Genomic DNA, 23934 nt, shown 5'->3' on the forward strand with positions numbered 1-23934 from the left:
CTTCCAGCGTGTCGTTGTCGGTGAATCCGGCGTCGATGCGCACACGAACCTGTGCCCCGGTGCTCTCGTTGAGCCGCTTCACCAGGTGCGGGATCCACGTATCGGCGTTCTCTGCCGGGCCGGCGTTTACCCTCTCGCAGTAGCCCGCCGACCATATCGCCGGTTTCGGCCAGCGAGGCGACCAGCGGCGAGTAGATGCGGGCTCCGTAAAGGCCATGATAGGCCGAGCCGCCCTGGTGGCCATGGACCTCGATCGGCAGGCCGTCGATGTCCAGCGTCAGCTGCTTGGGTCGCTCCCCGTTCTTCAGCGACGTCAGCCGCCAGACCACCAGCCGCAGCAGGCCTTCGTGCACAGCATCGATATTGTCGTTGCGCCCGAGGCAGCTCAGCAGCCGCGACAGCGTGGCTTGCGACGGCCGGTCCTGGGCCAGGGGCGTCGTCCCGCGCGCGTCGCTGCAGGCCAACTGCCAGAGCGGGTCACGGCGCAGCGTGTCGGTATCGCTGAGATCGATCCAGCCCATGGCACGCTGCAGCACCAGGGTACGCAGCTGACTGGCCAGTGAGTGGCGGACGCGTAGCGGATTGCGGAGGTCGACCAGGTTGTCTTCCAGCGCCTCGATCACGCCGCTGTTGTCGAGGGCTTCACGCAGCAGCAAAGCGCCGCTGTCGCTGGTGGTGCGCTGGCCGCTCAGCTCGACACGGACAGAGCAGTTGCACGAGGGCGTCCAGGTGGATAGGCTTTCACCCATAGCGGATGGCTCTCTTGGTTCAGGTTCTTGCCGGAACGTTCTGATTTCTCAAGAGAATACCATCCGCTATCTTCGTTTTCAGGCCGGCCTCATGAATAAGGCGGGTTTACGCTAAAGTTCCAAATTGGCAAATTTCATCAATGAAGCAGCTTGCCGCTCTTATTAAATGGCGGCCAGGTTTCTTGCAGATTATCGTAAAGCATTTTAGCATCTCGTCTTCATTGATTTTTATTGACTTAAGATTGGCAGAATGGTCTTTTTCCACCACGCAAAAATGGGGCAATATTGTAACTCCATTAGAGCCCTCTATGTAATGCTTTATCATTTCAATGCTATCTAGCTCGAATCTAATATTTAGTTCTATTCCAAGCCCTTTTGTTGCGACTTCAATTATCTGACGTGTTAAGAATTTATGGTTTAATATTGTTATCTCATGGCCTTCAAGCTCGCTTAAGCCAATTGCCTTTTTTGTAGCCAGCGGGTGACTTTTTGGTGCAACAACGGATAGTCTAGTATCAAAGTATTTTATGGCCTCAATATCACTTGGGATTTTTGTGTCCATTACAATCCCAAAGTCAATTTCGCCAGATCGAATGGTGTCATAAACAGAGTCACTCCCTAGTATTTTACCACTAAATCTTACATTTTCATGAGAGTTTTTAAATTCCTTGATGCGGGGAAAAAGCAACTCTTTAGTGACACCTTCAATTGTGGCATAATGAATAGTTCCAGAAAATGTTCCATTCATTTCGTCAATTCTTGATCTTGCAATTTCTATTTCTCTAATTGTTTTTTCCATATGGTGCGCTAATATTTTTCCTTCCTCTGTAAGCTGTATTCCTGATGCTAGCCTGTCAATTAGTTTCGCCTTGAAGTTATGCTCTAGACAGGATATCTGTCTGCTAATCGCAGAGGGGCTAATATGAAGAATATCGGCTGCTTTTCGGACTGATCCGACTTTGGATACTGTTAAAAAATATTTGTATGTAGTTATGTGCATTTTTTTCGGTTCTTCGTCACTTTATGTGGATTTGGCCTGGTCGAACAGGCGGCCCACCGGGCTACCAATCAGGTAGATCATGGCGATGAAGTTGGCCTTGTTCCGGTAACCCCGTGCGCGTGACCGAGCCGCCTGAAACAGACCGTTCATGCCTTCCAGTCGTGCGTTCGTCAGTCCCGAAATCCAACGCCTGACCACCGCATCGGCGTGACGCTCCAACGTCGCCAGGGCTTTTGCCATCGGCTTCAGCAATGGCTTCTCCGAGACTGCCACCTTCATGACCTTGAGGTAGTTCGTGATGCGCCATCGAGCCGCGCGTGGCGTCGGCGCCTTCTGGATCCAGCTCAGCTTCTCCTTGATCACTCAGGAATCGGACGTGGCGCTCTGATCGGCGAGCAGTTCCTGGAGCGCCGCCAGTTGCTTAGGTGTCAGATTCTCGTTTTCCAGGCTCTTCAGAGTACAAAATTCCACATATCTCCGCGATTATTTTTCGGGGGGGATTACCGGGTGTCCATGCCCTCGATGGCCAACGGCCCGAGGTCGGACAGGCGGAAATGGGCGGAGCGCACTCCCTTCCCCTGCTTGCCCAGCGGGTCGACGGGCTCATGGATGATCTCGATGGGGGCGTGGTGTGGCATGGATAGACGTTCTGCGCAGCCTCCAGGGAGGGTGAAGGGGCGCTTACGCGCTTTGGGTAGACTTATCGCCCCATGGCGCGCTCATGGCTACGCTGGGAGCGCTCCCTGTTCGCTGGTTGCTGGTGATGCTCGATGCCTTTCTGTCCCTGGCTATCGCCCGGCACTACCTTGTCATGCTCGGGCTGCTTGACCTCTTTGCCATGCTGGCAAAGCTGCTTGAGCTCCAGGGCCGTACTCTTGTCGGTGCTGCGGCGGATGGCATCAGGCAGCGACTTGGTGCTGTCGGTATACACCTGGGCCTCATGCCGGGCGCGGGACATGGCCACGTAATAGACCTCCTTGACCGTGGCGTGCGATTTGGAATCGAGGTTGGCAAACACCCGGTCAGCGGTAAGCCCCTGCGAACTGTGAACGGTGGTGGCATAACCGTAGGTCATGGGGAGCGGCTGCTTGTTGTCCAGCTTCACCACCTTGCCCTGGCCGTTCTCGATCAGGACGCTCTCGGGCTGCACTGCCTTGACGCGGTAGCGCTCATGGGTGCCAAGGTCACGCTCGGCCACATTGCGGCTGATTCGCACATGATCGCCGGGAGACAACTCGGCCTTTTCCACCGCATAGACCGATAGCTTGGTGCAACGCGCAGGCGAAAAACTCATGACCTCGCCATTCTCCGCCTTGACCGTCAGGCGGTTGCCGGGGCCGGTGTCCATGACGCGGTACAGCTCCCCGCGCTTGAGGCCCACGGCATAGTCGCGCTCTGGCACGATCACCGCGCCTTTCTCGTAGTAGCGGCTGTGCTTACGTTCCTCCTGGGTATTGAGGAGCCGAGTGCGCTAATCGTGCATGCTCGGATCTGTGGGGGGGCCGGGTCGAGCAATCGCCCAGTCTACCCGACTAACTCTTGAGGGTGTGCGCTTTATGGCAACAGACCGTTCTGATTTTTCTATTTTTATTAACGCTTTCTACCGACTACTCTCAGAATGATCTTTGTTAAATTCACATCCACTTGATGAAGGATTAATAATGAGTACAAAAAGTAAAAGGAAGCTATTGTGGTCAGTTGTGTTGGCTGCGCTATTGGTAACATGGCTTCCATATTTTGGAATTTTTAATTCAGCTTCCATGGTGATGGGATTGCCACAGCCTTTGGCTGTGATGATTGCATCCAACGTAGTGCTTACGATTTGCGTCATTCTTACTTATCCCCTTTATTTTAAGCCTTTTATTAGAAAGCTTGAAGAAAAGCCTCTGCATGAGGAGGGGGTGAAATGAATAATGCACTGACGGCTGCAATATTGGTCGCGTTTATTTTGGCTTTCATACTGGTGTCATATCTTTCTAAAAGGAGCCCGCAGAAATCTTACGGAAGTTCGTCAGAAAACTTTATCATTGGTGGTCGTGGAATAGGGACGATAGTTCTGGTTTTGTCGATGGGAGCTACGTATTTTTCAACCTGGACTCTTTTAGGTGCATTCGGCGCATATTATAGATCTGGAGTTTGGTTTGCGGGTTTTGCTGTTTGGACAATTTTTCATGCGATTTTCATATGGTTGTTCGGGGCTAGGATTTGGTTGGCAGGGAAAAAATATGGGTTTATAACTCCGGGTCAAATGATTAATCATTATTACAAGAGCAACAGGCTTAGAATTTCAGTTGCTTTAGTCGGAATAGCTGCTTTAGTACCTGTAATGCTTATACAGGTTATCGGTGGGGCTAGAGCACTTGAAACCCTTACAGATGGTGCAATTCCATACATTGTTGGAGTCACCGTTACATCGGTGATGGTGGGCGTTATTGTTCTGTGGGCTGGCTTTAAAGGTACTGCATGGACCGACTCTTTCATGGGTGTGTTTTTTGCATCTATTTTGATATTTACAGCATTGTACGTATTAAATATTTCTGGTGGAACTGAGTTGTTTAATCAGGTATCACAGTATAAGCCTGAACTTAACGTGGTTTCAGGAAACCCTCTTGGAATGTTGGAGCTGTGGCTTGGGCTGGGATTTGGTGCTTGGGTCCTTCCCCATATGTGGCAAAAGTTTTATTCTGCTTCATCAGCTAAAGTTCTTGGAAAAGTGGCTATGGCCACACCTTTCTGGAATTCATGGATGATGGCTATTATTCCCCTTGTGGTTGGTATGGCGGCAGTTATTCCTGGAGTTGCTCCTGGCGTAAATATGGACAATAGCGATACGATCCTTCCGCAAATATTCAATTTTCATTTTCCTGTTTTGGGCGCTTTTGTTGTGGCAGGTATTCTTGCAGCAGCAATTTCCACTATTAATAGCCAGCTTCTTTCCTCAGCGAGCCTAGTTGCTGAAGATATTGTAGATACTTTGACAAAGGAGGATATGACAAGTAAGAGGGTCACTTGGGTTACAAGAGTTGTAGTCCTATCTCTTACGGTAATAATATTTGTGCTTGCAATGCTTCCAAGCGGTGCAGGGTTTTTGGTTCCAATTGCTTCTTTAGGGTTCGGTCTTGGTCTTCAGCTTGTGCCTTCGGCTTTAGGCATGCTGTATTTTAAATCGGTCACGGAAGCAGGAGCGTTTCTTGGCTTGGTTCTAGGGGTTGTTGTTATGGCTCTCATAGCAATTACCCAAATAGACATTCCTGTTGGACCAGGCATTGCGGGAATTATGGTCAATATAATTGTAACGGTCGCTGTAAGCAAAGTAACCAGAAAGGTTCCTGAGTCTTCAGTGAAAGATTTCCATGATATGTTCAACGAATATATGAGAGATAACGCTGAGCAAGTGGTTTATTCAGACGAGAAAAAGGCTTGAGGTTTTTATGAAAGATAAATTGAAAGCTGCAGTAGTGCAAGATTCTAGTATCCCTTTTGATGCTGAAAAAACAGCCAGAAAAGCTTGTCGCCTAATCGAAGAAGCAGCGAGTAATGGAGCTGAGTTGGTGGTGTTTCCGGAGGCATTTTTAGGCACCTACCCCAAAGGCCTAACCTTTGACTCACCAGTCGGAAAACGACACCCTGAAGGGAGGAGGGACTACCTTAAGTATTATGATGGCGCAGTTGAAATTGATGGGGCTGAGATAGACGATATTGTCTCTACTGCAAGGGAAAACAATATCTTTGTGGTGATGGGAATCATTGAGAAGGGTGGAAGTACTCTTTATTGTACTGTGGTTTTCATCGACCCGGAGAGTGGGGTTGTTGGTAAGAGGCGAAAGCTTATGCCAACGGGATCCGAGAGACTTGTTTGGGGTTTTGGTGACGGATCAACGCTAGATGTAGTTGAGAGTGATCTAGGTGCAATAGGTGCGGTAATATGTTGGGAAAATTATATGCCATCCTTGCGCGCTGCTATGTATGGCCAGGGTGTTGAAATATACTGCGCTCCTACTGCTGATGATAGGGATACCTGGGTATCTACAATGCAACATATAGCTATGGAAGGTCGGTGCTTTGTTCTTAGCTCCTGTCAATTTTTAAAGCGTGGTGATTTTGAAGAGGATTATCGGTGTACTCTTAGCGATAACCCAGAAGAAGTTTTGATGCGAGGCGGTAGTATGGTTGTTGGGCCGCTCGGCGAAATAATTTCGGGCCCCGTTTATAACGAAAATACTATAATTTACGCTGATATCGACAGAGATACTCTGGTTAAAAGCAAGTTGGATTTTGATCCGGTTGGACATTATTCAAGGCCAGATGTCCTTTCTGTTCATGTGGACAAAGAAGAAAAGAAAGCTGTGCATTACTAAGAGTGTGTTTTAGGGAGTCCTCTTCCTTCTTCTCATATTGAGGAAGAGGACTCCCTGTTAAGTGCCTAATCTAAAGTTTTTGTGTAATATCCATGCCAGGATTTCTGACACGGACAGAACCATGGAAAAACGCTTCGTTGCCCCTCTCACTGGAGTCGGGTAGACCGGGCGATTGCTCGATCCGGCCCCCCACAGATCCGAGCATGCACGATTAGCGCACTCGGCTCCTCAATCATCAGTTTCGCTGAAGGCTCAGCACTGCTGCATGATCCGCGCAGCAGGTAAAGGCAGCAGCTGGAACAGCTGGTCCGCCTTTGCCCACGAGAAGTACGCTCGCTGTGATCGGCGTCTCAGCCACTTCACCCACACCAACCGTACTCGGTAGAGGAACAGCTGGAGGGCTCGGATATTGCCCCGGATGCCGTAGTAGGCGTAATGGCCCTGCACCTTCCGCCTCAGCAGCCTATGCTGCTCTCGGATCGGCAAGTGTCGGCTCCAGCGGCACCAGAGCGCAATTCGCTTGAGACCGCGCCGAAACCTGTCCTTCGCCGTCTTGCGCTTGATGATCAGGCGCCCGTGGCGTGACTTCCCCCAGTAGTGGGTGAAGCCCAGGAAATCAAGTGCAGGTAAATATTTGCCAACAACGGGGATATCACGCCCCCTTGCGGGCTTCCCACCTCCCCTTTCTGCCATTGCCCGGCTTCCAATACCCCGGCCTTGAGCCATTTGCCGATCAGGCGGAGGACCACACCGTCCTTCACTCATTGCTGCAGAAAGTCTCGCAGGTGCTGATGGTCGATCGTGTCGAAGAAGGCTTTGATGTCCAGATCAATGACCCAGCCACCGCTCATCGACGACAGTCCTTCCCACACCGCCTTGACGGCGTGATGCGCTGAGCGACCTAGCCGGAAGCCATACGAGCAGTCCAGAAAGTCATGCTCGTAGAGCGGCTCCAGTAGGGCCACCACGGCACGCTGCAGGACCTTGTCTTCGAAGGTGGGGATACCGATCGGCCGTGTGCTGCGCCCATCTCCCTTGGGAATGTGGATGCGTCGCACCGGCGGCGCCTTGTAACGACCGCTCTTGGCGTCCTCCAGCAGCCGCTGGATGTTGGCCTCGAAGTCGCGCACGAAGTCGTCCGCCGTCTGGCCATCAATCCCGACGGCACCATCACGGCGCGTCATCAGGGTGGCCGTCTTTAGCCACTGGGCATCGATATAGTGCGCCAGTGACGTGAAGGCACGCTGCGGGAAGCGCTCTGCCAGCGCTGCTATCCGCAATTGTTTCGTGGACATGACCTCAGGTTCCTGTGCACCTGCCATGTTTCCCTCTTGCGGTTCTGATGATTGGTCGCCCCTTCCCTCCAACGGGTCCCATCGAGCCGGTTCCCCGCCTTCGTCGGTACTATGAGCGACTCCGACTCCTGCCTTTCCTTCCGGTCGGCTCCTGATGGTCACCTGACCGTACCCCCTGAGTGCCTGTTGTTCGCTTCCGTCGCCGCCAGGCACGACAGCGTCAGACCGAGAGCTTTCTCCGCAGGCAGCCCCGTGCCTGTGCCATTGCCTTTCGGGGGAGAAAGGCGGGCCTCTCAGGTTCCTGGGAACCCCCTGTGTGCACCTGCCCTGCTCTCTGACACCGGAGATCCCTCGCCGCCAAGCCGGCTCGGCGGGTTGGTGTTGCCTTCCATTACGGGCAGAGAAGTAGTGGACGATGATAAGCAGCAGCGTACTACAGCGCCTCCACGTCAAACGCTACGATTTGCCGTGGAGCGCTGGAAAACTCTACGCCTACTAAGTGAATAGGCTTGCCGCTAGCACGATACTTGTCGGCATAGCCCTTGGTTTTGATCTGCTCAATCGCTTTGCCTTTAGGCAGTTGTTCAACCACCTTGAACTCAAACAGGTAAACATGCCCGTTAAAGTCGATGCTCATATCCACTTTGCCGTGGTGGCTGGCGTCTTCCACCGTCACATTCACACCCAGCGCGGCGAAGTGGCTGTAAAACACGCTGGCGTAATGGCCTTCGTATTGGGCAATGGGGTTGTTGCGGTACCAGTCGTGTGGCAAGCCGGCATAAAGCGCTTTGAGGTGGGTTTCCAGGCCTTGGAGGTCGTGCGCTTGCAAGTTACGGAACAGCGTAAGCCGCTCCCGAGGGGGGGCTTGCACACCCAGCACAGGTAAAAGCGCTTGGTTAAGGCTGGCTTCCACCTCAAGGTTGGGGTAGCCCAAGGTGTAGAGCCAATAACCGGTCATTGGCTCCTCGACAGCATGCGCGGTCAGGTAGCCCGTTTGGAACAAGAGCGCTTCGGTGGCGATATGGTCGACATCAAAGCGGCCTAACAATTCGGCTTCTGTTTGCAGTTGGCTCAAGGCAGGAGTGAACACACCGCGTTTTTTTAGCAGTTCTACTAAAAACGTAGGGGTAGCGCTTTCAAACCAGTAAGGGGTGAATTTCCGCTCTTCTAACAAGAGCAATACATCAAACGGGTTGTAAACGCTGGGCACGTCTTGCCCGCCCCAGCGATAGCCGTTGTACCAGCGGCGAATCTCGTCACGGTCAAGCCCAGGCAGTTCAGGCGCAAACACCGTGTCCACATCGTGGTCGGTATAGCCACAGATAGCGGCATAGTCAGATGAGAGTGTGATGTCGCGCAGATTGTTCAGCCCTGAAAACAGGCTGACTTTGCTGAACTTGGAAACGCCGGTCAGTAGTACAAAGTGCAGGTGGGGGTCGGCATCTTTCAGCACGCTATAGAGGTTTTTCAGACCTTCGCGCAGTTCGCGCGCCCTATCGCTATCGGGAATATTATCAAGGATGGGTTTATCGTACTCGTCGATCAGCACTACTACGCGTTGACCGTGAACACGATGCGCTTGCTCAATCAAGCTAGCAAAGTCGTCCGCAATACGCTTAGGAGGCGTCGACGTAATCTGCAGACGTGCACGCTGCTGCTGCAACTGATATCGAATGTTCGCATCTAGGTCCTCTCTGTCAGCCGCCACACCATTGCCAAAGCTTAAACGCACCACCGGGTACCGCTGCTGCCAGTCCCACTTGTCGTGAATATATAACCCGTAAAATAGCGCTTCGCGGCCTTCAAATAGGCAGCCCAGGGTATCTAGCAGCAGGCTTTTGCCAAAGCGACGCGGGCGGGAGAGAAAATAGTATTTGTTTTGGTTCGCCAGCTTTTCAATGAACGGCGTTTTGTCGACGTAGTAATAGCCGCCTTCTCGGATATCCGAAAAAGTTTGAATGCCTATAGGCAGCTTACGACGATGAGCAGCTGGCATGCTGGCCTCCAATGCTGAACCGATGAAACACAGGACAGTTTAGCACGGTGGCGATAAGGGCAGGTGGCGCGTATGGAACTGTGTTTTTTTGCATAGGTACTGCTGGCGTTCTACGCGTAGCCGAATCAATTAAAGGAGTCCGTAGTGCGCGGTGACCAGAGGTCAAATTTGGTAGAAAACAGGACACAGAAAAGTCACGGTGTGTGCCAACGTTTTGACAATGAAGGGCACAGAATGGCGTTAATGGGTGTGATAGAGAAGATTTGAAATGCATTGGCATGTTAATTAACTTGTTGTTTTAAATATTGTTTATTGGTTTTTTGACGGTAGGGAAGGGCGATGCTTGTGCGGCTTAAACCGGCCTCCGAAGCCGAAGGTCGCAGGTTCAATTCCTGCCATCTCACAGTAGTCTTCGATGATCAAAACGTCCCTGGTTGGCGCCTCAGAGTTGATATCCCGCAAGGCCATCTATTCTACGGACAATACCCGGCGCCAGGAAAATTGATCGCACTAATCGATGGGTCTATACCGAGCGAGGTGATAAACGATTATCTGGATGCTGATCCTGAGGCTGATGAAGAAAATCTGATCGCTGACGCACGAGAGCACTATAGAGACATCGGTATCGGTGATGTTTTTCTCTATGGCCAAGCTCCAGAGCGACAGGAGCCAAGCCCATATTTATTGGAGGCATGCTACGAGGCTGTTAAGGCCTCAGTAGAAAATCAGTGCGGTATCACTTTGGAGGTGAGTGGGTAAGCCCAAAGTAGTGAATGCCTGTTTTATAGGGAACATGAAAAGGAGGCAGCCCCTTTCTGCATATAGAAAAATTTACACAATTTCTTTACGCGAAACCGCCCCGCCAGGGTCTCCTGGTAGGGCCGGAACCTGTCAACCTGATTTGGACACATCGTTAAAAATTAATGTCGATTTCGTCGCGGTACTGGGCTGAGCTCTGGCGGGTGACACCGTAAGGTGACCTGTCCGCCGGGTCGGCTTACCCTTGATCTTCTTTGTCGTAATGAATGATCGAGAGCAGCTTGATGGGAACTTCTATCAGCTGTTCGGGCCCGTGCGGCACAGCAGCATCAAAGGCCAGGCTGTCGCCGGCGTTCATGGTATAGAAATGCTCCCCGTGCCGGTAAACGAGCTTGCCTTCGAGCAGGTAGATAAATTCGTGCCCGGCATGGCAGAAGTTGGGAAAGACTTCGCTGGCATCGTCCATGGTGATCAAAAACGGTTCGTATCGCTTATTTGGTCCCTGGCGGTAACTCAATAACTGATAGGTGTGGCCAACTTCCGTACCAGTGCGCACAACTTCCATGCCTTCGCCAGCCTTGACGTGCTGGGCACCACGCCCTCCAAGATCAAAATCGCTGAAAAGTTTGGATATCGGCAGGTCAATGGCATTGCAGAGGCGGCTCAGCGTGTCCAGACTAGTGGATACTTGGGCATTTTCCACTTTACTGATCATGCCCTGACTAAGCTCTGCGATACGAGCGACGTCTGATATTTTGTATCCCTGCGAAATCCGTTTACGCTTCAGTGCCCTGGCGATGTGCTGTTCCAGACTTAGGCGCGTGTCCTGTTTATCAGTGGTGATCTTTTCGCTCATGAGTGCCTTCGCTTATGATTTTGGTGTTCATGACGCCTGTTGATATTGAAACCATTATGTTGCCGCCCTCGGGGGCAGGAGTGCCAGCCACCCGAGGTGATATAAAAGTTAGACAATATTGACATGAAAGCATAAGCGCAAAAGTAAAGCTATTTGCGACCTCCCCGGCGGTCGATAGGCATGGCCCATCGGCGCGTTAGCACCGTCCTATACTACCCAGTTCAAAAGAGATACGTTCAGCCGTGGCCTGTAATTGCTCCTTGAGTTCGTGGATATGGGCATCGCTGTCCAGCATGGCGTCGGGGCCTGAGATGTTGATCGCCGCGACAATCCGCCCCTGATAATCTTTTAGCCCGGTGGCGATGGCCGTGGCGTGGTCGGAGCGATGCATTACCCAGCCTGCGTCACGGTCATTGGCAATCGTGTGTTTAAGCTCTGGCAAGGTGCGCGGCGCGGGGGCAGGATAGCCGTCCAGGCGCACGTGGTGATAAAGCGCGTCGAGCTCGGTTTCGTCCAGAGCGGTGAGGAGAATGCGACCCATGGCGCAACTGTGGCAAGCGATGCGGGTGCCTACCGGGATGTTCACCGACAGCCGCTGAGACGCAAACGAGCGGTAGATATACACAGTATCTTGGCCTTCACGCACACTGAGGTGGCAGGACATTGATACGCGGTTGCGCAGTGCATTCAAATGCGGCATGACGATATCGACAATATCGCGGCTGGCCAGATAGCTGAAACCGTGGGAAATCACCTGGGGGCCAAGCTGATAGGTATTCTTGGCCACTTTATCGAGATAGTGCATCTCGGTCAGTGTGGTCACAATACGATAGATCGACGAGGTGCTGACCTCTAGCGCATCAGCAAAATCCTGAGTCGTCAGAATACGCTGTTGGCTGTTGAACAACTCGAGGATTCTGAGACCCCGGTAAAGCGCGGGAACCGTATAATCGTTGTCTTTAGTGGATGGTTTCGCCATACGTGTTAAGGCCTTGCTGAAAGGGATCGATGTTTAACGGCCCCGGTGTTAACCACCGTCGGGCCGTTAAGGTGCATTATCCGTCAAGATACCTTGTTCATAAATGCCTTGATGCTCAATGGCTTTCCGCCAAATTCCTGCATGGCATCCAGCAGCACCGGCCAGAAATAGCTGGCCGAGGCGCTATCAACCAGCAGATACAGGCAGGTAAGCTCCGTTTGGCTGGCGTTGATGACGATGGCATTCGCCCGAGCCACAGAGGTCTGTGCGACCTGGCCGGGGGCAAAGGCAGCAGGGCTCAGGTCAACCCCACACAATTTGGCCATGACGTTGCTCGCATGGGTGCCCGTCAGGGCCAGCCAGGCATGGGTATCCTGGCGAGGCAGCAGGTAAACGCCCGCCTGAGCGGGTGGCCAGGTAGCTTCCTGCTGGCTGATCCGCTGCTCCTGAGCGTTGAGACTGCCAAGCAGCAGATACTCGCTGGCAGAAAGTCTCGCGACCAGGCTGCCATCCGGCTGGCGAGTTGCCTGGTTCGGCACATCAGGCAGCTGATAACCATGTTCGTCGAGAAAGCTGGCAGCATGGCTGCCGCGCACGCCAAGGCGGGCCAGCGCCGATACATCCACCAGTGCACAATGCGCCGCCGAGGTGAAGTCAGCGTCAAGGCTTGTGTTGTCCCCACCATCAATGGCATAGCCATTCAGCGCCTGCCATCCCTCGGCACGGGAAGCGTCCGCCTGATGAAGGTGATAAAGCGGCGTACGTTTGGGAGTGAGCGTGTCTTTGAGGGTCGCCATGAATTACATCTCCTGTCGACTGTTGTTGGCATCGTAGAAAGGTAGCTTGACGACCTCGGCGCTGACTTCTGCTCCCCCTTCGACCCGAATCGTGATCTGGCTGCCGGGGGGGGCCTTGTCCGCCCCGGCATAAGCCAGGCCGATAATGGCGTTCTGAGTGGTGGAGTATTCACAGGACGTCACGTTACCGGTGATATCCGTACCGTCGAGCACTAGATGCCCTTCCATCGGTTTGGCACTGCCAGCGGGTAGCTGAAAGCCGACAAGGCGCCGTTTGGCGGGCTGTTCGTCAAGGATGTCCACCGCACGGCGGCCGACGAAAAACGGCTTTGTACGGTTAACCGCCCAGCTCATGCCAATCTCGCCAGGGTGGCTCATGCCGTCGGTATCCTGGCCGATGATGACATGGCCTTTTTCAAGGCGTAGCAGGCGCTGTGCCTCAACACCGAAGGGGCGAATGCCAAAAGCCTTGCCGGCTTCCATCAGCAGATCCCAGAGATATTCGCCATAGCGCGCTGGCACGTGTAGCTCATAACTTAGCTCACCCACAAACCCTGTACGCATAAGGCGAGCTGGCGCATCGCCGGCATAGCCTTCGCGCAACTCCAGGTAGGGAAGCGCCTGGGCGGAAAGGTCGACGCCCGTGCACACGGTTTCAAGTACTTGACGTGATAAGGGGCCAGCAATATTTACCGCCGCAAAGGCAGACGTGACATTAGCGATATCCACGTCCAGGCGCCACTGAGCATTCCACTGCAGCATACTTTGAAACACGCGGCCGACACCGCTGGTAGTGGCGGTCACATAAAAGTGATCGTCAGCCAGGCGGCAGGAAACCCCGTCATCAATGACCACCCCCTGTTCGTTGGTCATGGCCGCGTAGCGCGTGCGGCCAACCGGCTGCTTGAGGAAGCCGAAGGTGAAGATGCGGTTGATAAATTCTGCTGCGTCTGGGCCGCGTATTTCAAGGCCACCCAGGGTCGAGACATCAATCAGGCCAACGTGCTCGCGGACGTGCCGGGCTTCTTCCTGCATCGAGTGGTGGCGGTCAAGGCGGCCGTCGGCACTGGGATAATAGGCCGGGCGCTGCCAGTCGCCGGCAGGCATCATGACGGCACCCAGTTCAAGGTGACGCTGTTGCATGGTGGTCACCCGGAAAGGGTCGAAGCTGCGTCCGGCAAGGTGCGCCAGGGTTTCGGCGGTAAACGGCGGGCGTGCGGTGGTCACCCCGGTTTCACTGACTGAACGCTGGGTAGCATCAGCCACCAGGCGGGCAGTGGGCAGCGCAGAGTGGCGGCCTTGCGACGGCCCCATGCCAACGGTGGAGAAGCGCTTGACCAGCTGGACATCGCGGTAACCGTGGCGGGTGGCGTTGATGATATCGCGGATCTGAAGGTCTTCGTCAAAATCGACGAATTCCTTGCCTTTGGGGTGAGCGAAAATGGGCCACGGGAAGTTCACTTGCCTGGGCGCTTCGGTCACAGGGTCGGCTTTCGGTGCGGATAACCCCAGATTAGCCAGTGCCTGGCTGGCGGCAAAGATACCGTCCTGCAGCACCTGCTCAAGGTCGTGCAAACCATTGACCGAGCCTGCTACATGCAGGTGTTCGGGCAGGTTGGAAAGCGAAAACTCGGCGACATCGTCGTTGTAGGTCAGCTTGCCGCCAGCCTGGCACAACAGCTGGTAGACAGGCATATAGCCTGCGCTCATGCACAGCAGGTCGCATTCCAGAGTCACGCTTTCTTTGTCCACTTCACCGCGTTGGGTAATACGCCGGATATCGACCCCGTTAACGCGGTGCATTGTCTTGTCGCACAGCGCTTCGAAAACGGTATGCTCAAGATGCAGGGTGATACCGCGCTGCTTGATGGCCTGGCTTAGCTGGCTGTCGGTTGGCCCCGCGCGCATATCCACCAGGGCCGCTACATCCACGCCCTGTTCGTGCAGGTCGAGGGCGGTCAGATAACCGTCATCATTGCCGGTTAACACAACGGCCCGCTTGCCTGGGCGCACCGCGTAATGGCGCATCAGGCGTTGGACGGCGCTGGCCAGCATGATACCCGGCAGGTCGTTGTTGCGGAAGATGACCGGCTGGTCAAAGGCCCCGGCGGTGACGATGCATTCCTTGGCGCGCACCTTGTACATCCGCTTGTCCTGGATGACCGGCAAATAGTTGTCAGTGAACCAGCCGTTACAGATGGCGTTGCACAGCACATGGATATTGGCGTGTGCTTCCACGGCCGGCACCAGTTCATCACGCAATGCCGTGGCACGCACCCCCTGTTCATCAAAGCGGGCGTAGGTCAGCGCGCCGCCCAGCAAGGGTTCCTGCTCAACCAGCAGTACCTGGGCGCCGCCTTCTGCAGCCGTCAAGGCAGCCTTAAGCCCGGCGGGGCCACTGCCCACCACCACAACGTCTTTGAACAGGTAGGCTTTGTCGTGATAATCGCCCTTCGCCTTGAGGTCAAAGTGACCCAGCCCGGCTTTCTTGCGAATCAGGGACTCCCAGTATTTCCAGGCACCTTTAGGCTTATAGAAAGAACGGTAATAAAAGCCCACCGGCATGAATTTCGAGAACTTACCCAGCTTCATGTCGCTGTCGTGGTCAAGGCTGCCGCTGTAGTTCTGGCCTGTAACGTTCAAACCCTCGTAGGCAAGGCAGGTATCTGCCAGTACGTTCGGTTCATCGGGCAGCTGCACCAGCGTATTAGCATCTTGCCCGGCCATGGTGAGCGGGCCGCGCGGGCGGTGGTACTTGAACGAGCGGGACAGCAGATAACGGCCATCAGCCGCCAGCGCACTGGCAATCGAGTCTCCGCAAAAACCCTGATGGGTCTGCCCTTCAAACGTCATGCTGATAGGCTGTTGACGGTCGATATAGAGCCCCATGGGAGCGGGAAGGCGGTTATCCATCGTCTGTGTATTGCCTGATGGTTGGGTGCGGTTCATTTGCGTGTCTCCTCAGAGGAAAACTCGACACGTTCCTGGAAAACTTCCTTGGGATCGAACGTACGCAGTATTTCATCGGTAACAGTATGGCGTTCAGCAAGGAACCAGTAGCTGGAGGCGGCATGCATCCACCATTCGGTAATAACGCCTGCTGTGTTGTCGCTATAAAACACATAGTGGGCCCATTCCCGGTCGCTGCATTGACCGGGCATCGGTTTGAGTTCTCCGCCATAGATGAACTCACTGATATTGCGTAGCCCGTTGAGCGGGCAGTTCATGACTTTCATTGAGCGTGCCTTCACATAGTCGCTGAGACGGTGGCTGACATAAGCGGCTGACGTTAATGACTGGCCGCTGTCGCGCCCATTTCATTGACTTGCTGGAAATTGGCAAAACGTTCCAGGCGGAATGGCTGAATCAGCGCCGGCACTTTTCCGCCGTTGGCTACCAGCTCTGCCATGGTCTTGCCGCAGATGGGCGTTGACTTGAAGCCCCAGGTGCCCCAGCCAGCATCCAGGTAGTAATTCTCAACCGGGCTTTCCCCCATGATGGGGCTGTAATCCGGGGTCATGTCGGTAATCCCGCCCCATTGGCGCATCAGCTTGGCCTTGGCCAGAAACGGGAACATCTCGATGCCACTGGCAATCAGGCTTTCCTTCATTTCCAGCGTAGAGCGCGTGTTGTAAAGCGGGTAGGGATCGGAGCCGCCCCCGAACACTACTTCGCCACGGCTGGTTTGCTGAACGTAGCAATGCAGGGCGGAAGAGCTGACCAGCGGGCTCAGGAATGGCTTGACCGGCTGGGTGACCATCGCCTGCAGCGGGTAGCTGATAATCGGAAGGCGGAAGCCGGCTTTTTTGGCCAGGATCGAGCTGTGCCCGGCAACCGCTTGCACGGCGCAACCGCACTGGATAGTGCCGCGATTGGTCTTCACCCCGGTAATGCGCCCGCCTTCAATGATCAGCTCCTGCACTTCAGTGAGCTGATGGATTTCAACGCCGCGCTTGGCGGCTTCCTTGGCATAGCCCCAGGCCACGGCATCATGGCGCGCTGTGGCGCCGTCGCGGTGCCACAAACCGGCCAGAACCGGCAAGTGCCCCGGGTCGAGGTTAAGCGTTGGCACCAACTCACTGATCTGCTGACGGTCGATCATTTCGGTGCGTCCGCCGAAATGTTTGTTAACCTCTGCGCGTTGGCGGAAGGCACGTACCGTGGCATCGGTATGTGCCAGGGTTAACTGACCGCGCTCGGAATACATGATATTGAAGTCAAATTCGTTCGAGAGGTTCTGGAACAGCTTGACCGACTCGCTATAGAACCTGACCCCTTCCGAGGTCAGGTAGTTAGAGCGGATAACGGCGGTATTGCGCGCCGTGTTGCCGCCCCCCAGGTAAGCCTTTTCAAGCACGGCTACCTTGGTGATGTTGTGGTATTTGGCCAGATAATAGGCAATGGCCAGCCCGTGGCCACCGCCACCGATGATCACCACATCGTAGGAGGGCTTGAGCTCTTTGGGGGGAGGCAAGTCCACATCGACGGGATACTCCGAGGACAAACCGTATTTCAATAATCCAAAAGGCATGACAACGCCCTCCTGTGGTAGATCAGATAAGTGCTGGCTGAGCCGCTTTGTGGTGTTGCTGAAGCCGGGTGGCGACCACCGTGTTCTGCATCAGGTAAGCGATGGTCATCGGGCCGACGCCGCCGGGTACCGGGGTGATTGCACTGGCCACCTGGCTGACGCTGGCAAAATCCACATCCCCGACAAGACGCGTCTTTGGCTCGCCATTGGCTGACTCTTCGATGCGGTTAATACCCACATCAATCACCACCGCACCGGGCTTGAGCCAGTCGGCATTGATCATCTTCGGGCGACCGACCGCGGCAATGACAATATCCGCCTGGCGCGCGATGGCTTCGGCGTTAACGCTGCGTGAGTGGAGCACCGTGACCGAGCAGTTGGCCTGAAGCAGCAGGGCGGCCATGGGCTTGCCGACGATGTTGGAGCGCCCGACGACCACGGCATGTTTACCGCTCAGGTCGCCGCAGGTTTCCTGCAGAAGACGCAGGCAGCCGGTAGGCGTGCAGGGTGTCAGCACGTCAGCGCCCTGTGCCAGCCCTCCCACGTTTTCACGATGAAACCCGTCGACGTCCTTGAGCGGTGAAATCGCCTGAATCACGGCGTCCTCGCTGATGTTGTCGGGAAGCGGCAGCTGCACCAGAATGCCGTTGACCTCAGGGTCCTGGTTCAGCTTGTCGATCAGTGCCAGCAGCTCGGCCTGGGTCAAGGAGGTGTCGAAGCGATACTCAAGCGAACGGATCCCGACCGCTTCAGCCTTACGGATCTTGTTGCGCACATATACCTGGCTGGCGGCATCTTCACCGATCAACACCACAGCAAGCCCTGGTGTGGTGCCTTCCGCTTCCAGTTGCGCCACGCTGTCGGCGACTTCAACCAGTACCCGCTCGGCCCAGGCTTTGCCGTCAATCAAGGCGGCAGATGTTTGTGTCGTGAGGGTCATTGGAAAATCACCGTTTTGTTCTGATCAAGGAAGATGCGGTGCTCCAGGTGATACTTGACCGCACGGGAAAGCGCGATGGTTTCCGTGTTACGTCCCACGGCGACCAGGTCTTCAGGGCGATAGGTATGGTTAACGCGCTGAACTTCCTGATCGATAATCGGGCCTTCATCAAGGTCAGAGGTCACGTAGTGCGCGGTGGCACCAATCAGTTTGACGCCTCGCGTATGTGCCTGATGATAAGGCTTGGCCCCCTTGAACCCCGGTAAGAAGGAGTGGTGAATATTGATGGCGCGCCCGGACAGTTGGCGGCACAGGTTGTCAGACAGAATCTGCATATAACGTGCCAGCACGACAAGCTCGGTACCGGTCTCTTCGACGATATCCATCAGCGCGGCTTCCTGCTTGGCCTTGGTCTCTTTAGTGACCGGCAGGTAAACAAAGCGGATGCCTTCGCGCTCGGCCATGGGGCGAAGGTCGCGATGGTTCGAGACGATGGCGGTGATTTCCATGTCTAGCTCACCTTGCGCCTGGCGATACATCAAATCGCTCAGGCAGTGATCGAACTTGCTGACCATCAGCAAAACGCGCATGGGTTTGGAACTGCTGTAAATCTGCCACTCCATCTCAAAGTCCTTGGCGATGGCGGCAAATTCATCACGCAATGTCTCGATATCCCCACTCACGCCTTCATTGAAGCGAAACTTGGCACGCAGAAAGAAGTTTTGCAGCTCTTCATCATCGTATTGGGCCAGTTCACTGATATAGCAGTCATGCTCGCTCAAAAACGAGGTCACCGCCGAAATGATGCCGGAGGTAGCCGGGCAAGAAACGCGGATGATGTAACTGTCACAAGAATCCTTCATTTTTTTTCCTATATAAATTTAAAATTTTAAATATAAATAAAAAATAAGAAATTTATCGATTTAAAGCCAAATATATCTCTATGTAATAGATTGACTTCATATTTGGCTTTTGTCGATATGGATTTTCCTTTTTATTGATCGTTTCATCTAGCCTTTGGCAATGCGCTTTTGTTTGTCAGGGTCATCAAAAGGCAAGCTATGGCTGCTGGCAGTGGCTTGCAGGCTGCCACGTATTTCCAACGGCACACCGTGCTCGGCATAAGGAACATCAAGGCGCGCCAGTGCCATGGAGCGGCCACTAAGCCTTGAAAACATGCCTTCGGTAACAATGCCGACCTGCTTGTTATCTGCCCAGAGGGTGTCCCCAGCGCTTGCCGCCTCCTCGCTGTCAATCAATACACCAAAGATCTTGAAGCGCTCCTTGCCCTTGAGGCGGAAGTGTTCGCCTGCCCCCCGGAACTCGGTCTTGTCCTTGGATACGGTGAAGTCCAGCCCCAGCTCCCATAGCGTGTCGCCGGCGGGCTGGTCGGGGAAGGGGTATGTCTCGGAGTTATCAACGGGATAGAACAGCAGGTTACTTTCCACGCGTAGCCAATCGAGTGTCTCGAAACCGCATGGCACGATGCCCATGGGGGCACCCTTGTCGAGGATTTCGTCCCACACAGAGGGAGCATCCTTGGCCTTGCAAAAAATCTCATAGCCGCGCTCACCGGTATAGCCGGTGCGTGAAATCATCACATCAAAGCCAAACAGGCGGGTCTGCAAATGGTGGAAGTAACGCAGGTCGCGAATACTCTCAACATGCTTTTCAAGAAAGTCGACGGCCAATGGCCCTTGCAGTGACAAGTCGTGAAGATCATCGTCAAACATCAGGCTGACGTTACGACCCAAGGCACCTAGAGTGAGCATTTCCTGGCCCAGACCGGTGCCATGCACCACCAAGTACGCATTCGGCGCCAGGCAGTAGACAATGCAATCATCCACGAACTTGCCAGCCTCGTTGAGCATGGTGGCATAGACAGATTTTCCCGGGTAAAGCTTTGACATATCCCGCGTGGTGGCATGGTCTAGCAGCACTTTGGCATGCGGGCCAACGCAATGGATCTTTTTCAGACCAGAGACATCCATCAAGCCTGCTTGGGTGCGAATGGCGGCGTGGTGATCGGCGGTATCCGCTCCCGCGTAACGAAACGCAGTCCCCATGCCGTTCCAGTCTTCCAGTGTCGCACCGAGTGCATGGTGGCGTTCGGCAAGGGCAGAAGTACGCCATAACGTTGTCATATCAATTCTCCTTCCAGTCGGTTAGGGCAGGTTTTCCAAAAGAAACCAGAAGTGGCTGTCGCCCTTTATGGATTCTTTAAAAGAAATTATATTTCCTTGCAGTGAAGCAATAAGCTTGCCATGACGTGTCAGTGCATACAGAAAATGCATGAGACACAGGTTTATTTCATATAAAAAACAGTTACTTATTTTTTGAATTTTTAGGTCGATATATTCGCCATATTTTCCTCCAGGTTTTTATATGCGTGTCATTTGTTCTTTATGGGTGCGCTTTTTGGCAAATTTGCACCGTTATGGCGCGGTCAAGGCACAGAAACCAATAGGAGAAAAGATGGGAAATGCTTTCTTGAAATCCTGAATTAAATATTTATTTCATTTAAATCAGTGTTTTGTAGGTATTTGAGGAGGTTTTTTAACGGTCGACGAGACATTCTGGCATGCTATGTGCCTTTCTTTTTGGGAAATATAGTTTCTTGAAAAGAATTTTTAAGAGGGTTGAGTATGTCTCCAGAAGCTGCTGTTGAGTTGATCAAAGAGCATGACATCCGTTATCTGCTGGCCCAGTTCGTGGATATACACGGTGCGGCCAAAACCAAGTCAGTGCCGGCTAACTGCCTGATGGATGTCGTTGAGAAAGGCGCGGGGTTCGCTGGCTTTGCGGTGTCGGGCCTTGGCATGCAGCCCCATGGGCCGGATTTTATGGCCAAAGGTGATTTGAACTCGTTGTCGTTGGTGCCGTGGCAGAAACACTACGCTCGCATGGCGTGCTGCGGTTACGTCAATGATGCCCCGCACGCGCTGGACAGCCGCGTTGTCATGATGCGTCAGTTAGAGCGGCTAAACGAGCTGGGCTGGACGTTGAACACCGGCCTGGAGCCTGAGTTTTCCTTGTTCAAGCGGGGAGCGTCCGGTGAGCTGTTGCCGGTTGATGAGAGCGATACGCTGGCCAAGCCCTGCTACGACTATAAAGGCTTGTCGCGCTCACGCGAGTTTCTGGAAAGGTTGGTCGAAGCGCTTCAGGCGGTGGACTTTGATATCTACCAAATTGATCACGAAGATGCCAACGGCCAGTTCGAGATCAATTACACCTTCAGTGACGCCCTGACCTCTGCTGACCGCTTTACCTTTGTGCGCATGGCTGCCGGTGAAATCGCCAACGAGCTTGGCATGGTGTGTTCCTTTATGCCCAAGCCGCATGCTGATCGGCCTGGCAACGGCATGCATATCCATCTTTCCATTGCTGATAAAGACGGCAATAACGTCTTTGGCGATGACAGCGACCCCCAGCATCTTGGCCTGTCGACGACGGCTTACCATTTTCTGGGCGGGTTACTTCATCACGCCCCGGCGCTATGTGCCTTTGCTGCCCCAACGGTGAATTCCTACAAACGCCTGGTGGCCGGCGGTTCGGCGAGCGGGGCGACCTGGGCACCGGTATTCATTGCCTATGGTGATAACAACCGTTCGGCCATGGTGCGCGTGCCTTATGGCCGTCTTGAATTCCGTCTCCCCGATGCTGGCTGCAACCCTTATCTGGTTCACGCCGCCCTGATTGCGGCGGGAATGGATGGCATCGAGCGCAAGCTGGACCCCGGCAAGGCGCAAAACATCAACCTTTACGAGCTCACGCCAGAGCAGTGCCAAGCGCAAGGCATCGAGATTCTGCCGCAGTCGCTTAAAGAGGCGATTGATGCCCTGGAAGCGGATACCCATCTGCGCGATGGCATGGGCGCCGAGATCGTTGGCGAGTTTATCAAGGTCAAGCGTGAGGAGTGGAAAGAGTACAGCCGCCAGGTATGTGAATGGGAAGTTCAGCGCTATGTAGAGTTTTTCTAACGTCATTTTATTTTTTCATAAGTTCCTTTGCGTGCTTAGGCGCCCATGACGCCTCAGCGTGAATCTATCGAGGTAATGCTATGTGTGGAATTGTCGGGCTTTATCTGAAAAACCCGCAGCTGGAAAGCCGCTTGGGTGAGCTGTTTGAGCCGATGCTTATTGCCATGACAGACCGTGGGCCGGACAGTGCCGGTTTTGCGGTGTATGGCGACGAATATGATGATGGCGTCAAGCTGACCCTGCAATGTGATAATGCCGATTACGATTGGCAGGCGTTCGCCGACAGGCTGCAAACCGCCTTCGGCAGCCTGGCGTCATGGTTTCAGAATGCCAACGTGGGGGTGTTCAAGATAGCCGAAGAAGAAAGCCGCGTGCTGGGTTGGCTGGCGGATCATGCGGCTGACCTTCGCGTGATGAGTGCCGGAAAAAGCATCGAGATTCTCAAAGGTGTCGGCTTGCCCGGTGAAGTGGCAACCCGTTACAAACTGAGCAACATGCGCGGCAGCCACGCGATCGGGCATACCCGCATGGCTACCGAAAGTGCCGTCACGCTGCAGGGCAGCCATCCTTTTTCAACCGGGCTGGATCTGTGTCTGGTGCATAACGGCTCCCTGTCCAACCACAATCGCCTGCGCGACAAGCTCAAGCGTCAGGGCATTGTTTTCCAGACCGATAACGACTCTGAAGTTGCCGCTGGCTATTTGACCTGGCGGATGGCCAAGGGTGAATCCCTTAATCAGGCCCTGACCGGAGCGCTCAAAGACCTGGACGGTTTCTTCACGTTCACGATCGGCACACGGGATGGATTTGCGGTCGTGCGCGACCCGATTTCCTGTAAACCCGCCGTTATTGCTGAAACCGATGACTACGTGGCAATGGCATCCGAGTACCGCGCCCTGGCTGACCTTCCGGGTATCAAGGAGGCAACTGTCTGGGAGCCGGAGCCGGCAAAAATCTATGTATGGGAACGTGACGGTATAAAGGTGGAGGCTGCCTAAATGATGAAACATTACGACCTTGCGAGTTCCAGTCTGCGAGAACTCAACCAGGCACTGCATGATCCGCAAATGACCGCCAGCGAGCGTGAGTGGCGTGTCAGTAATTCCAACGGGGCGCACAATATTGCCTGCGGGCTCAATGAACAGATCAGCGTCGAAATTGATGGGCATGCCGGCTATTACTGCGCGGGCATGAATCAGAAAGCGCATGTCACCGTGAACGGAAATGTCGGGGTTGGCGTGGCCGAGAACATGATGTCGGGCAAGGTGCATGTCAAAGGCGATGCGTCCCAGTCGGCGGGCGCTACCGCTCACGGTGGCCTGTTGGTCATTGAAGGCAATGCCTCGGCGCGCTGCGGTATTTCCATGAAAGGGGTGGATATCGTGGTCAAGGGTAATATCGGCCCGATGAGCGCTTTCATGGGGCAGGCCGGCAGGCTGGTGGTGTGCGGCGATGCCGGTGAGGCGCTGGGCGACTCGCTCTACGAAGTGCACATCTATGTAAAAGGGGAAGTGGCGTCTCTGGGGGCGGATTGCGTCGCCAAGGAAATGCGTCAGGAGCACCTGGACGAGCTGGCAGATTTACTCAAACAGGCAGGTAGCGACGAAAACCCTGGCGACTTTACGCGCTATGGATCAGCGCGCCAGCTCTACCACTTCAAAGTCACCAATGCCTCGGCCTACTGATCTGGAGCC

Annotated in this window: 22 protein-coding genes and 1 pseudogene; 7 read left to right on the forward strand and 16 right to left on the reverse strand. The window is 54.2% G+C overall.

The features are described 5' to 3' along the window. From NH344_RS14390 to NH344_RS14410, 5 genes and pseudogenes are all read right to left on the reverse strand, one after another. A pseudogene (locus NH344_RS14390) lies at positions 1 to 749 on the reverse strand (IS1380 family transposase); the annotation flags it as partial. Between the two features lie 106 nt (positions 750 to 855). Next, the gene (locus tag NH344_RS14395; protein ID WP_253028063.1) at positions 856 to 1749 is read right to left on the reverse strand and encodes a LysR family transcriptional regulator; all 894 of its coding nucleotides are present in this window, start codon (positions 1747 to 1749) and stop codon (positions 856 to 858) included. A gap of 21 nt (positions 1750 to 1770) precedes the next feature. After that, positions 1771 to 2112: a transposase gene (locus tag NH344_RS14400; RefSeq protein ID WP_074210939.1), complete on the reverse strand. Its 342-nt coding sequence runs from the start codon at positions 2110 to 2112 to the stop codon at positions 1771 to 1773. Positions 2113 to 2249: 137 nt separating this feature from the next. Continuing rightward, positions 2250 to 2387 (reverse strand): hypothetical protein, encoded by a 138-nt coding sequence (locus NH344_RS14405; protein ID WP_161793472.1) that lies wholly within the window; start codon positions 2385 to 2387, stop codon positions 2250 to 2252. A 62-nt stretch (positions 2388 to 2449) separates the two neighbouring features. Next, positions 2450 to 3151, reverse strand: a complete 702-nt coding sequence (locus NH344_RS14410) for an ATP-binding domain-containing protein (protein ID WP_044630787.1) — start codon at positions 3149 to 3151, stop codon at positions 2450 to 2452. Between the two features lie 259 nt (positions 3152 to 3410). Between NH344_RS14410 and NH344_RS14415 the strand changes: the two genes are divergently transcribed. From NH344_RS14415 to NH344_RS14425, 3 genes are read left to right on the forward strand one after another with little or no spacing between them, the layout of a single operon-like run. Next, positions 3411 to 3659 carry a hypothetical protein gene (locus tag NH344_RS14415; protein WP_044630786.1) on the forward strand — a complete coding sequence of 83 codons (249 nt, stop codon included), beginning with the start codon at positions 3411 to 3413 and terminating at the stop codon, positions 3657 to 3659. After that, a complete protein-coding gene (locus NH344_RS14420; protein WP_044630785.1) occupies positions 3656 to 5173 on the forward strand; it encodes a sodium:solute symporter family protein in 1518 nt (505 codons plus the stop codon). The genes NH344_RS14415 and NH344_RS14420 overlap by 4 nt, the downstream gene beginning before the upstream one ends. 7 nt (positions 5174 to 5180) lie before the next feature. Continuing rightward, positions 5181 to 6107: a carbon-nitrogen hydrolase family protein gene (locus tag NH344_RS14425; protein ID WP_044630784.1), complete on the forward strand. Its 927-nt coding sequence runs from the start codon at positions 5181 to 5183 to the stop codon at positions 6105 to 6107. A 761-nt stretch (positions 6108 to 6868) separates the two neighbouring features. Here NH344_RS14425 and NH344_RS14430 read toward each other — a convergent pair. Both NH344_RS14430 and NH344_RS14435 read right to left on the reverse strand, forming a co-directional pair. Continuing rightward, positions 6869 to 7429, reverse strand: coding sequence for a reverse transcriptase domain-containing protein (locus NH344_RS14430; protein ID WP_205408452.1), 561 nt, complete (start codon positions 7427 to 7429; stop codon positions 6869 to 6871). Between the two features lie 406 nt (positions 7430 to 7835). Continuing rightward, positions 7836 to 9398, reverse strand: a complete 1563-nt coding sequence (locus NH344_RS14435) for an ATP-binding protein (RefSeq protein ID WP_044630301.1) — start codon at positions 9396 to 9398, stop codon at positions 7836 to 7838. Between the two features lie 339 nt (positions 9399 to 9737). On the opposite strand from NH344_RS14435, the gene NH344_RS14440 reads away from it, so the two are divergent. After that, a complete protein-coding gene (locus NH344_RS14440) occupies positions 9738 to 10157 on the forward strand; it encodes a hypothetical protein (protein ID WP_152621790.1) in 420 nt (139 codons plus the stop codon). 238 nt (positions 10158 to 10395) lie between these two features. Here the strand turns inward: NH344_RS14440 and NH344_RS14445 are convergent, their stop codons facing one another. The 9 genes from NH344_RS14445 to NH344_RS14485 all read right to left on the reverse strand — a co-directional run bounded on the left by NH344_RS14445 (position 10396) and on the right by NH344_RS14485 (position 20404). Further along, on the reverse strand, positions 10396 to 11013 hold the full coding sequence (locus NH344_RS14445) for an XRE family transcriptional regulator (protein ID WP_044630299.1): 618 nt from the start codon (positions 11011 to 11013) through the stop codon (positions 10396 to 10398). Between the two features lie 196 nt (positions 11014 to 11209). Continuing rightward, positions 11210 to 11992 (reverse strand): IclR family transcriptional regulator, encoded by a 783-nt coding sequence (locus NH344_RS14450; protein ID WP_044630298.1) that lies wholly within the window; start codon positions 11990 to 11992, stop codon positions 11210 to 11212. An 83-nt stretch (positions 11993 to 12075) separates the two neighbouring features. Continuing rightward, positions 12076 to 12789 (reverse strand): hypothetical protein, encoded by a 714-nt coding sequence (locus NH344_RS14455; RefSeq protein WP_081193468.1) that lies wholly within the window; start codon positions 12787 to 12789, stop codon positions 12076 to 12078. A gap of 3 nt (positions 12790 to 12792) precedes the next feature. Further along, entirely contained in the window at positions 12793 to 15738 is a 2946-nt protein-coding gene (locus NH344_RS14460) for a 2Fe-2S iron-sulfur cluster-binding protein (RefSeq protein WP_240312658.1), read from the reverse strand. Further along, the gene (locus NH344_RS14465) at positions 15735 to 16025 is read right to left on the reverse strand and encodes a sarcosine oxidase subunit delta (RefSeq protein WP_044630297.1); all 291 of its coding nucleotides are present in this window, start codon (positions 16023 to 16025) and stop codon (positions 15735 to 15737) included. The genes NH344_RS14460 and NH344_RS14465 overlap by 4 nt, the downstream gene beginning before the upstream one ends. A gap of 53 nt (positions 16026 to 16078) precedes the next feature. Next, on the reverse strand, positions 16079 to 17320 hold the full coding sequence (locus tag NH344_RS14470; protein WP_044630296.1) for an FAD-dependent oxidoreductase: 1242 nt from the start codon (positions 17318 to 17320) through the stop codon (positions 16079 to 16081). A gap of 22 nt (positions 17321 to 17342) precedes the next feature. Then, positions 17343 to 18260, reverse strand: coding sequence for a bifunctional methylenetetrahydrofolate dehydrogenase/methenyltetrahydrofolate cyclohydrolase FolD (gene folD, locus NH344_RS14475; RefSeq protein ID WP_044630295.1), 918 nt, complete (start codon positions 18258 to 18260; stop codon positions 17343 to 17345). Then, positions 18257 to 19123 carry a formyltetrahydrofolate deformylase gene (purU, locus tag NH344_RS14480; protein WP_044630294.1) on the reverse strand — a complete coding sequence of 289 codons (867 nt, stop codon included), beginning with the start codon at positions 19121 to 19123 and terminating at the stop codon, positions 18257 to 18259. The genes folD and purU overlap by 4 nt, the downstream gene beginning before the upstream one ends. A 147-nt stretch (positions 19124 to 19270) precedes the next feature. Next, complete coding sequence (locus NH344_RS14485; protein WP_044630293.1) at positions 19271 to 20404, reverse strand: aminomethyltransferase family protein; 1134 nt, start codon at positions 20402 to 20404, stop codon at positions 19271 to 19273. Between the two features lie 501 nt (positions 20405 to 20905). Here NH344_RS14485 and glnT point away from each other — a divergent pair. The 3 genes from glnT to NH344_RS14500 all read left to right on the forward strand — a co-directional run bounded on the left by glnT (position 20906) and on the right by NH344_RS14500 (position 23925). Next, positions 20906 to 22240, forward strand: a complete 1335-nt coding sequence (glnT, locus tag NH344_RS14490) for a type III glutamate--ammonia ligase (RefSeq protein WP_044630292.1) — start codon at positions 20906 to 20908, stop codon at positions 22238 to 22240. An 80-nt stretch (positions 22241 to 22320) separates the two neighbouring features. Further along, positions 22321 to 23238 (forward strand): class II glutamine amidotransferase, encoded by a 918-nt coding sequence (locus tag NH344_RS14495; RefSeq protein ID WP_044630291.1) that lies wholly within the window; start codon positions 22321 to 22323, stop codon positions 23236 to 23238. Next, entirely contained in the window at positions 23239 to 23925 is a 687-nt protein-coding gene (locus NH344_RS14500; RefSeq protein WP_240312657.1) for a protein glxC, read from the forward strand. Positions 23926 to 23934 lie beyond the last annotated feature (9 nt).

It is taken from the genome of Halomonas sp. Ps84H-12 (assembly GCF_024124725.1).
Lineage (GTDB): Bacteria > Pseudomonadota > Gammaproteobacteria > Pseudomonadales > Halomonadaceae > Vreelandella > Vreelandella aquamarina.

Coding starts and splice junctions, on each gene's coding strand:
- NH344_RS14395 (WP_253028063.1), bottom strand. CDS start 1,749: ATGCACATAACTACATACAAATATTTTTTAACAGTATCCAAAGTCGGA.
- NH344_RS14405 (WP_161793472.1), bottom strand. CDS start 2,387: ATGCCACACCACGCCCCCATCGAGATCATCCATGAGCCCGTCGACCCG.
- NH344_RS14415 (WP_044630786.1), top strand. CDS start 3,411: ATGAGTACAAAAAGTAAAAGGAAGCTATTGTGGTCAGTTGTGTTGGCT.
- NH344_RS14420 (WP_044630785.1), top strand. CDS start 3,656: ATGAATAATGCACTGACGGCTGCAATATTGGTCGCGTTTATTTTGGCT.
- NH344_RS14425 (WP_044630784.1), top strand. CDS start 5,181: ATGAAAGATAAATTGAAAGCTGCAGTAGTGCAAGATTCTAGTATCCCT.
- NH344_RS14430 (WP_205408452.1), bottom strand. CDS start 7,429: ATGGCAGGTGCACAGGAACCTGAGGTCATGTCCACGAAACAATTGCGG.
- NH344_RS14435 (WP_044630301.1), bottom strand. CDS start 9,398: ATGCCAGCTGCTCATCGTCGTAAGCTGCCTATAGGCATTCAAACTTTT.
- NH344_RS14440 (WP_152621790.1), top strand. CDS start 9,738: ATGCTTGTGCGGCTTAAACCGGCCTCCGAAGCCGAAGGTCGCAGGTTC.
- NH344_RS14445 (WP_044630299.1), bottom strand. CDS start 11,013: ATGAGCGAAAAGATCACCACTGATAAACAGGACACGCGCCTAAGTCTG.
- NH344_RS14450 (WP_044630298.1), bottom strand. CDS start 11,992: ATGGCGAAACCATCCACTAAAGACAACGATTATACGGTTCCCGCGCTT.
- NH344_RS14455 (WP_081193468.1), bottom strand. CDS start 12,789: ATGGCGACCCTCAAAGACACGCTCACTCCCAAACGTACGCCGCTTTAT.
- NH344_RS14460 (WP_240312658.1), bottom strand. CDS start 15,738: ATGAACCGCACCCAACCATCAGGCAATACACAGACGATGGATAACCGC.
- NH344_RS14465 (WP_044630297.1), bottom strand. CDS start 16,025: ATGAAAGTCATGAACTGCCCGCTCAACGGGCTACGCAATATCAGTGAG.
- NH344_RS14470 (WP_044630296.1), bottom strand. CDS start 17,320: ATGCCTTTTGGATTATTGAAATACGGTTTGTCCTCGGAGTATCCCGTC.
- folD (WP_044630295.1), bottom strand. CDS start 18,260: ATGACCCTCACGACACAAACATCTGCCGCCTTGATTGACGGCAAAGCC.
- purU (WP_044630294.1), bottom strand. CDS start 19,123: ATGAAGGATTCTTGTGACAGTTACATCATCCGCGTTTCTTGCCCGGCT.
- NH344_RS14485 (WP_044630293.1), bottom strand. CDS start 20,404: ATGACAACGTTATGGCGTACTTCTGCCCTTGCCGAACGCCACCATGCA.
- glnT (WP_044630292.1), top strand. CDS start 20,906: ATGTCTCCAGAAGCTGCTGTTGAGTTGATCAAAGAGCATGACATCCGT.
- NH344_RS14495 (WP_044630291.1), top strand. CDS start 22,321: ATGTGTGGAATTGTCGGGCTTTATCTGAAAAACCCGCAGCTGGAAAGC.
- NH344_RS14500 (WP_240312657.1), top strand. CDS start 23,239: ATGATGAAACATTACGACCTTGCGAGTTCCAGTCTGCGAGAACTCAAC.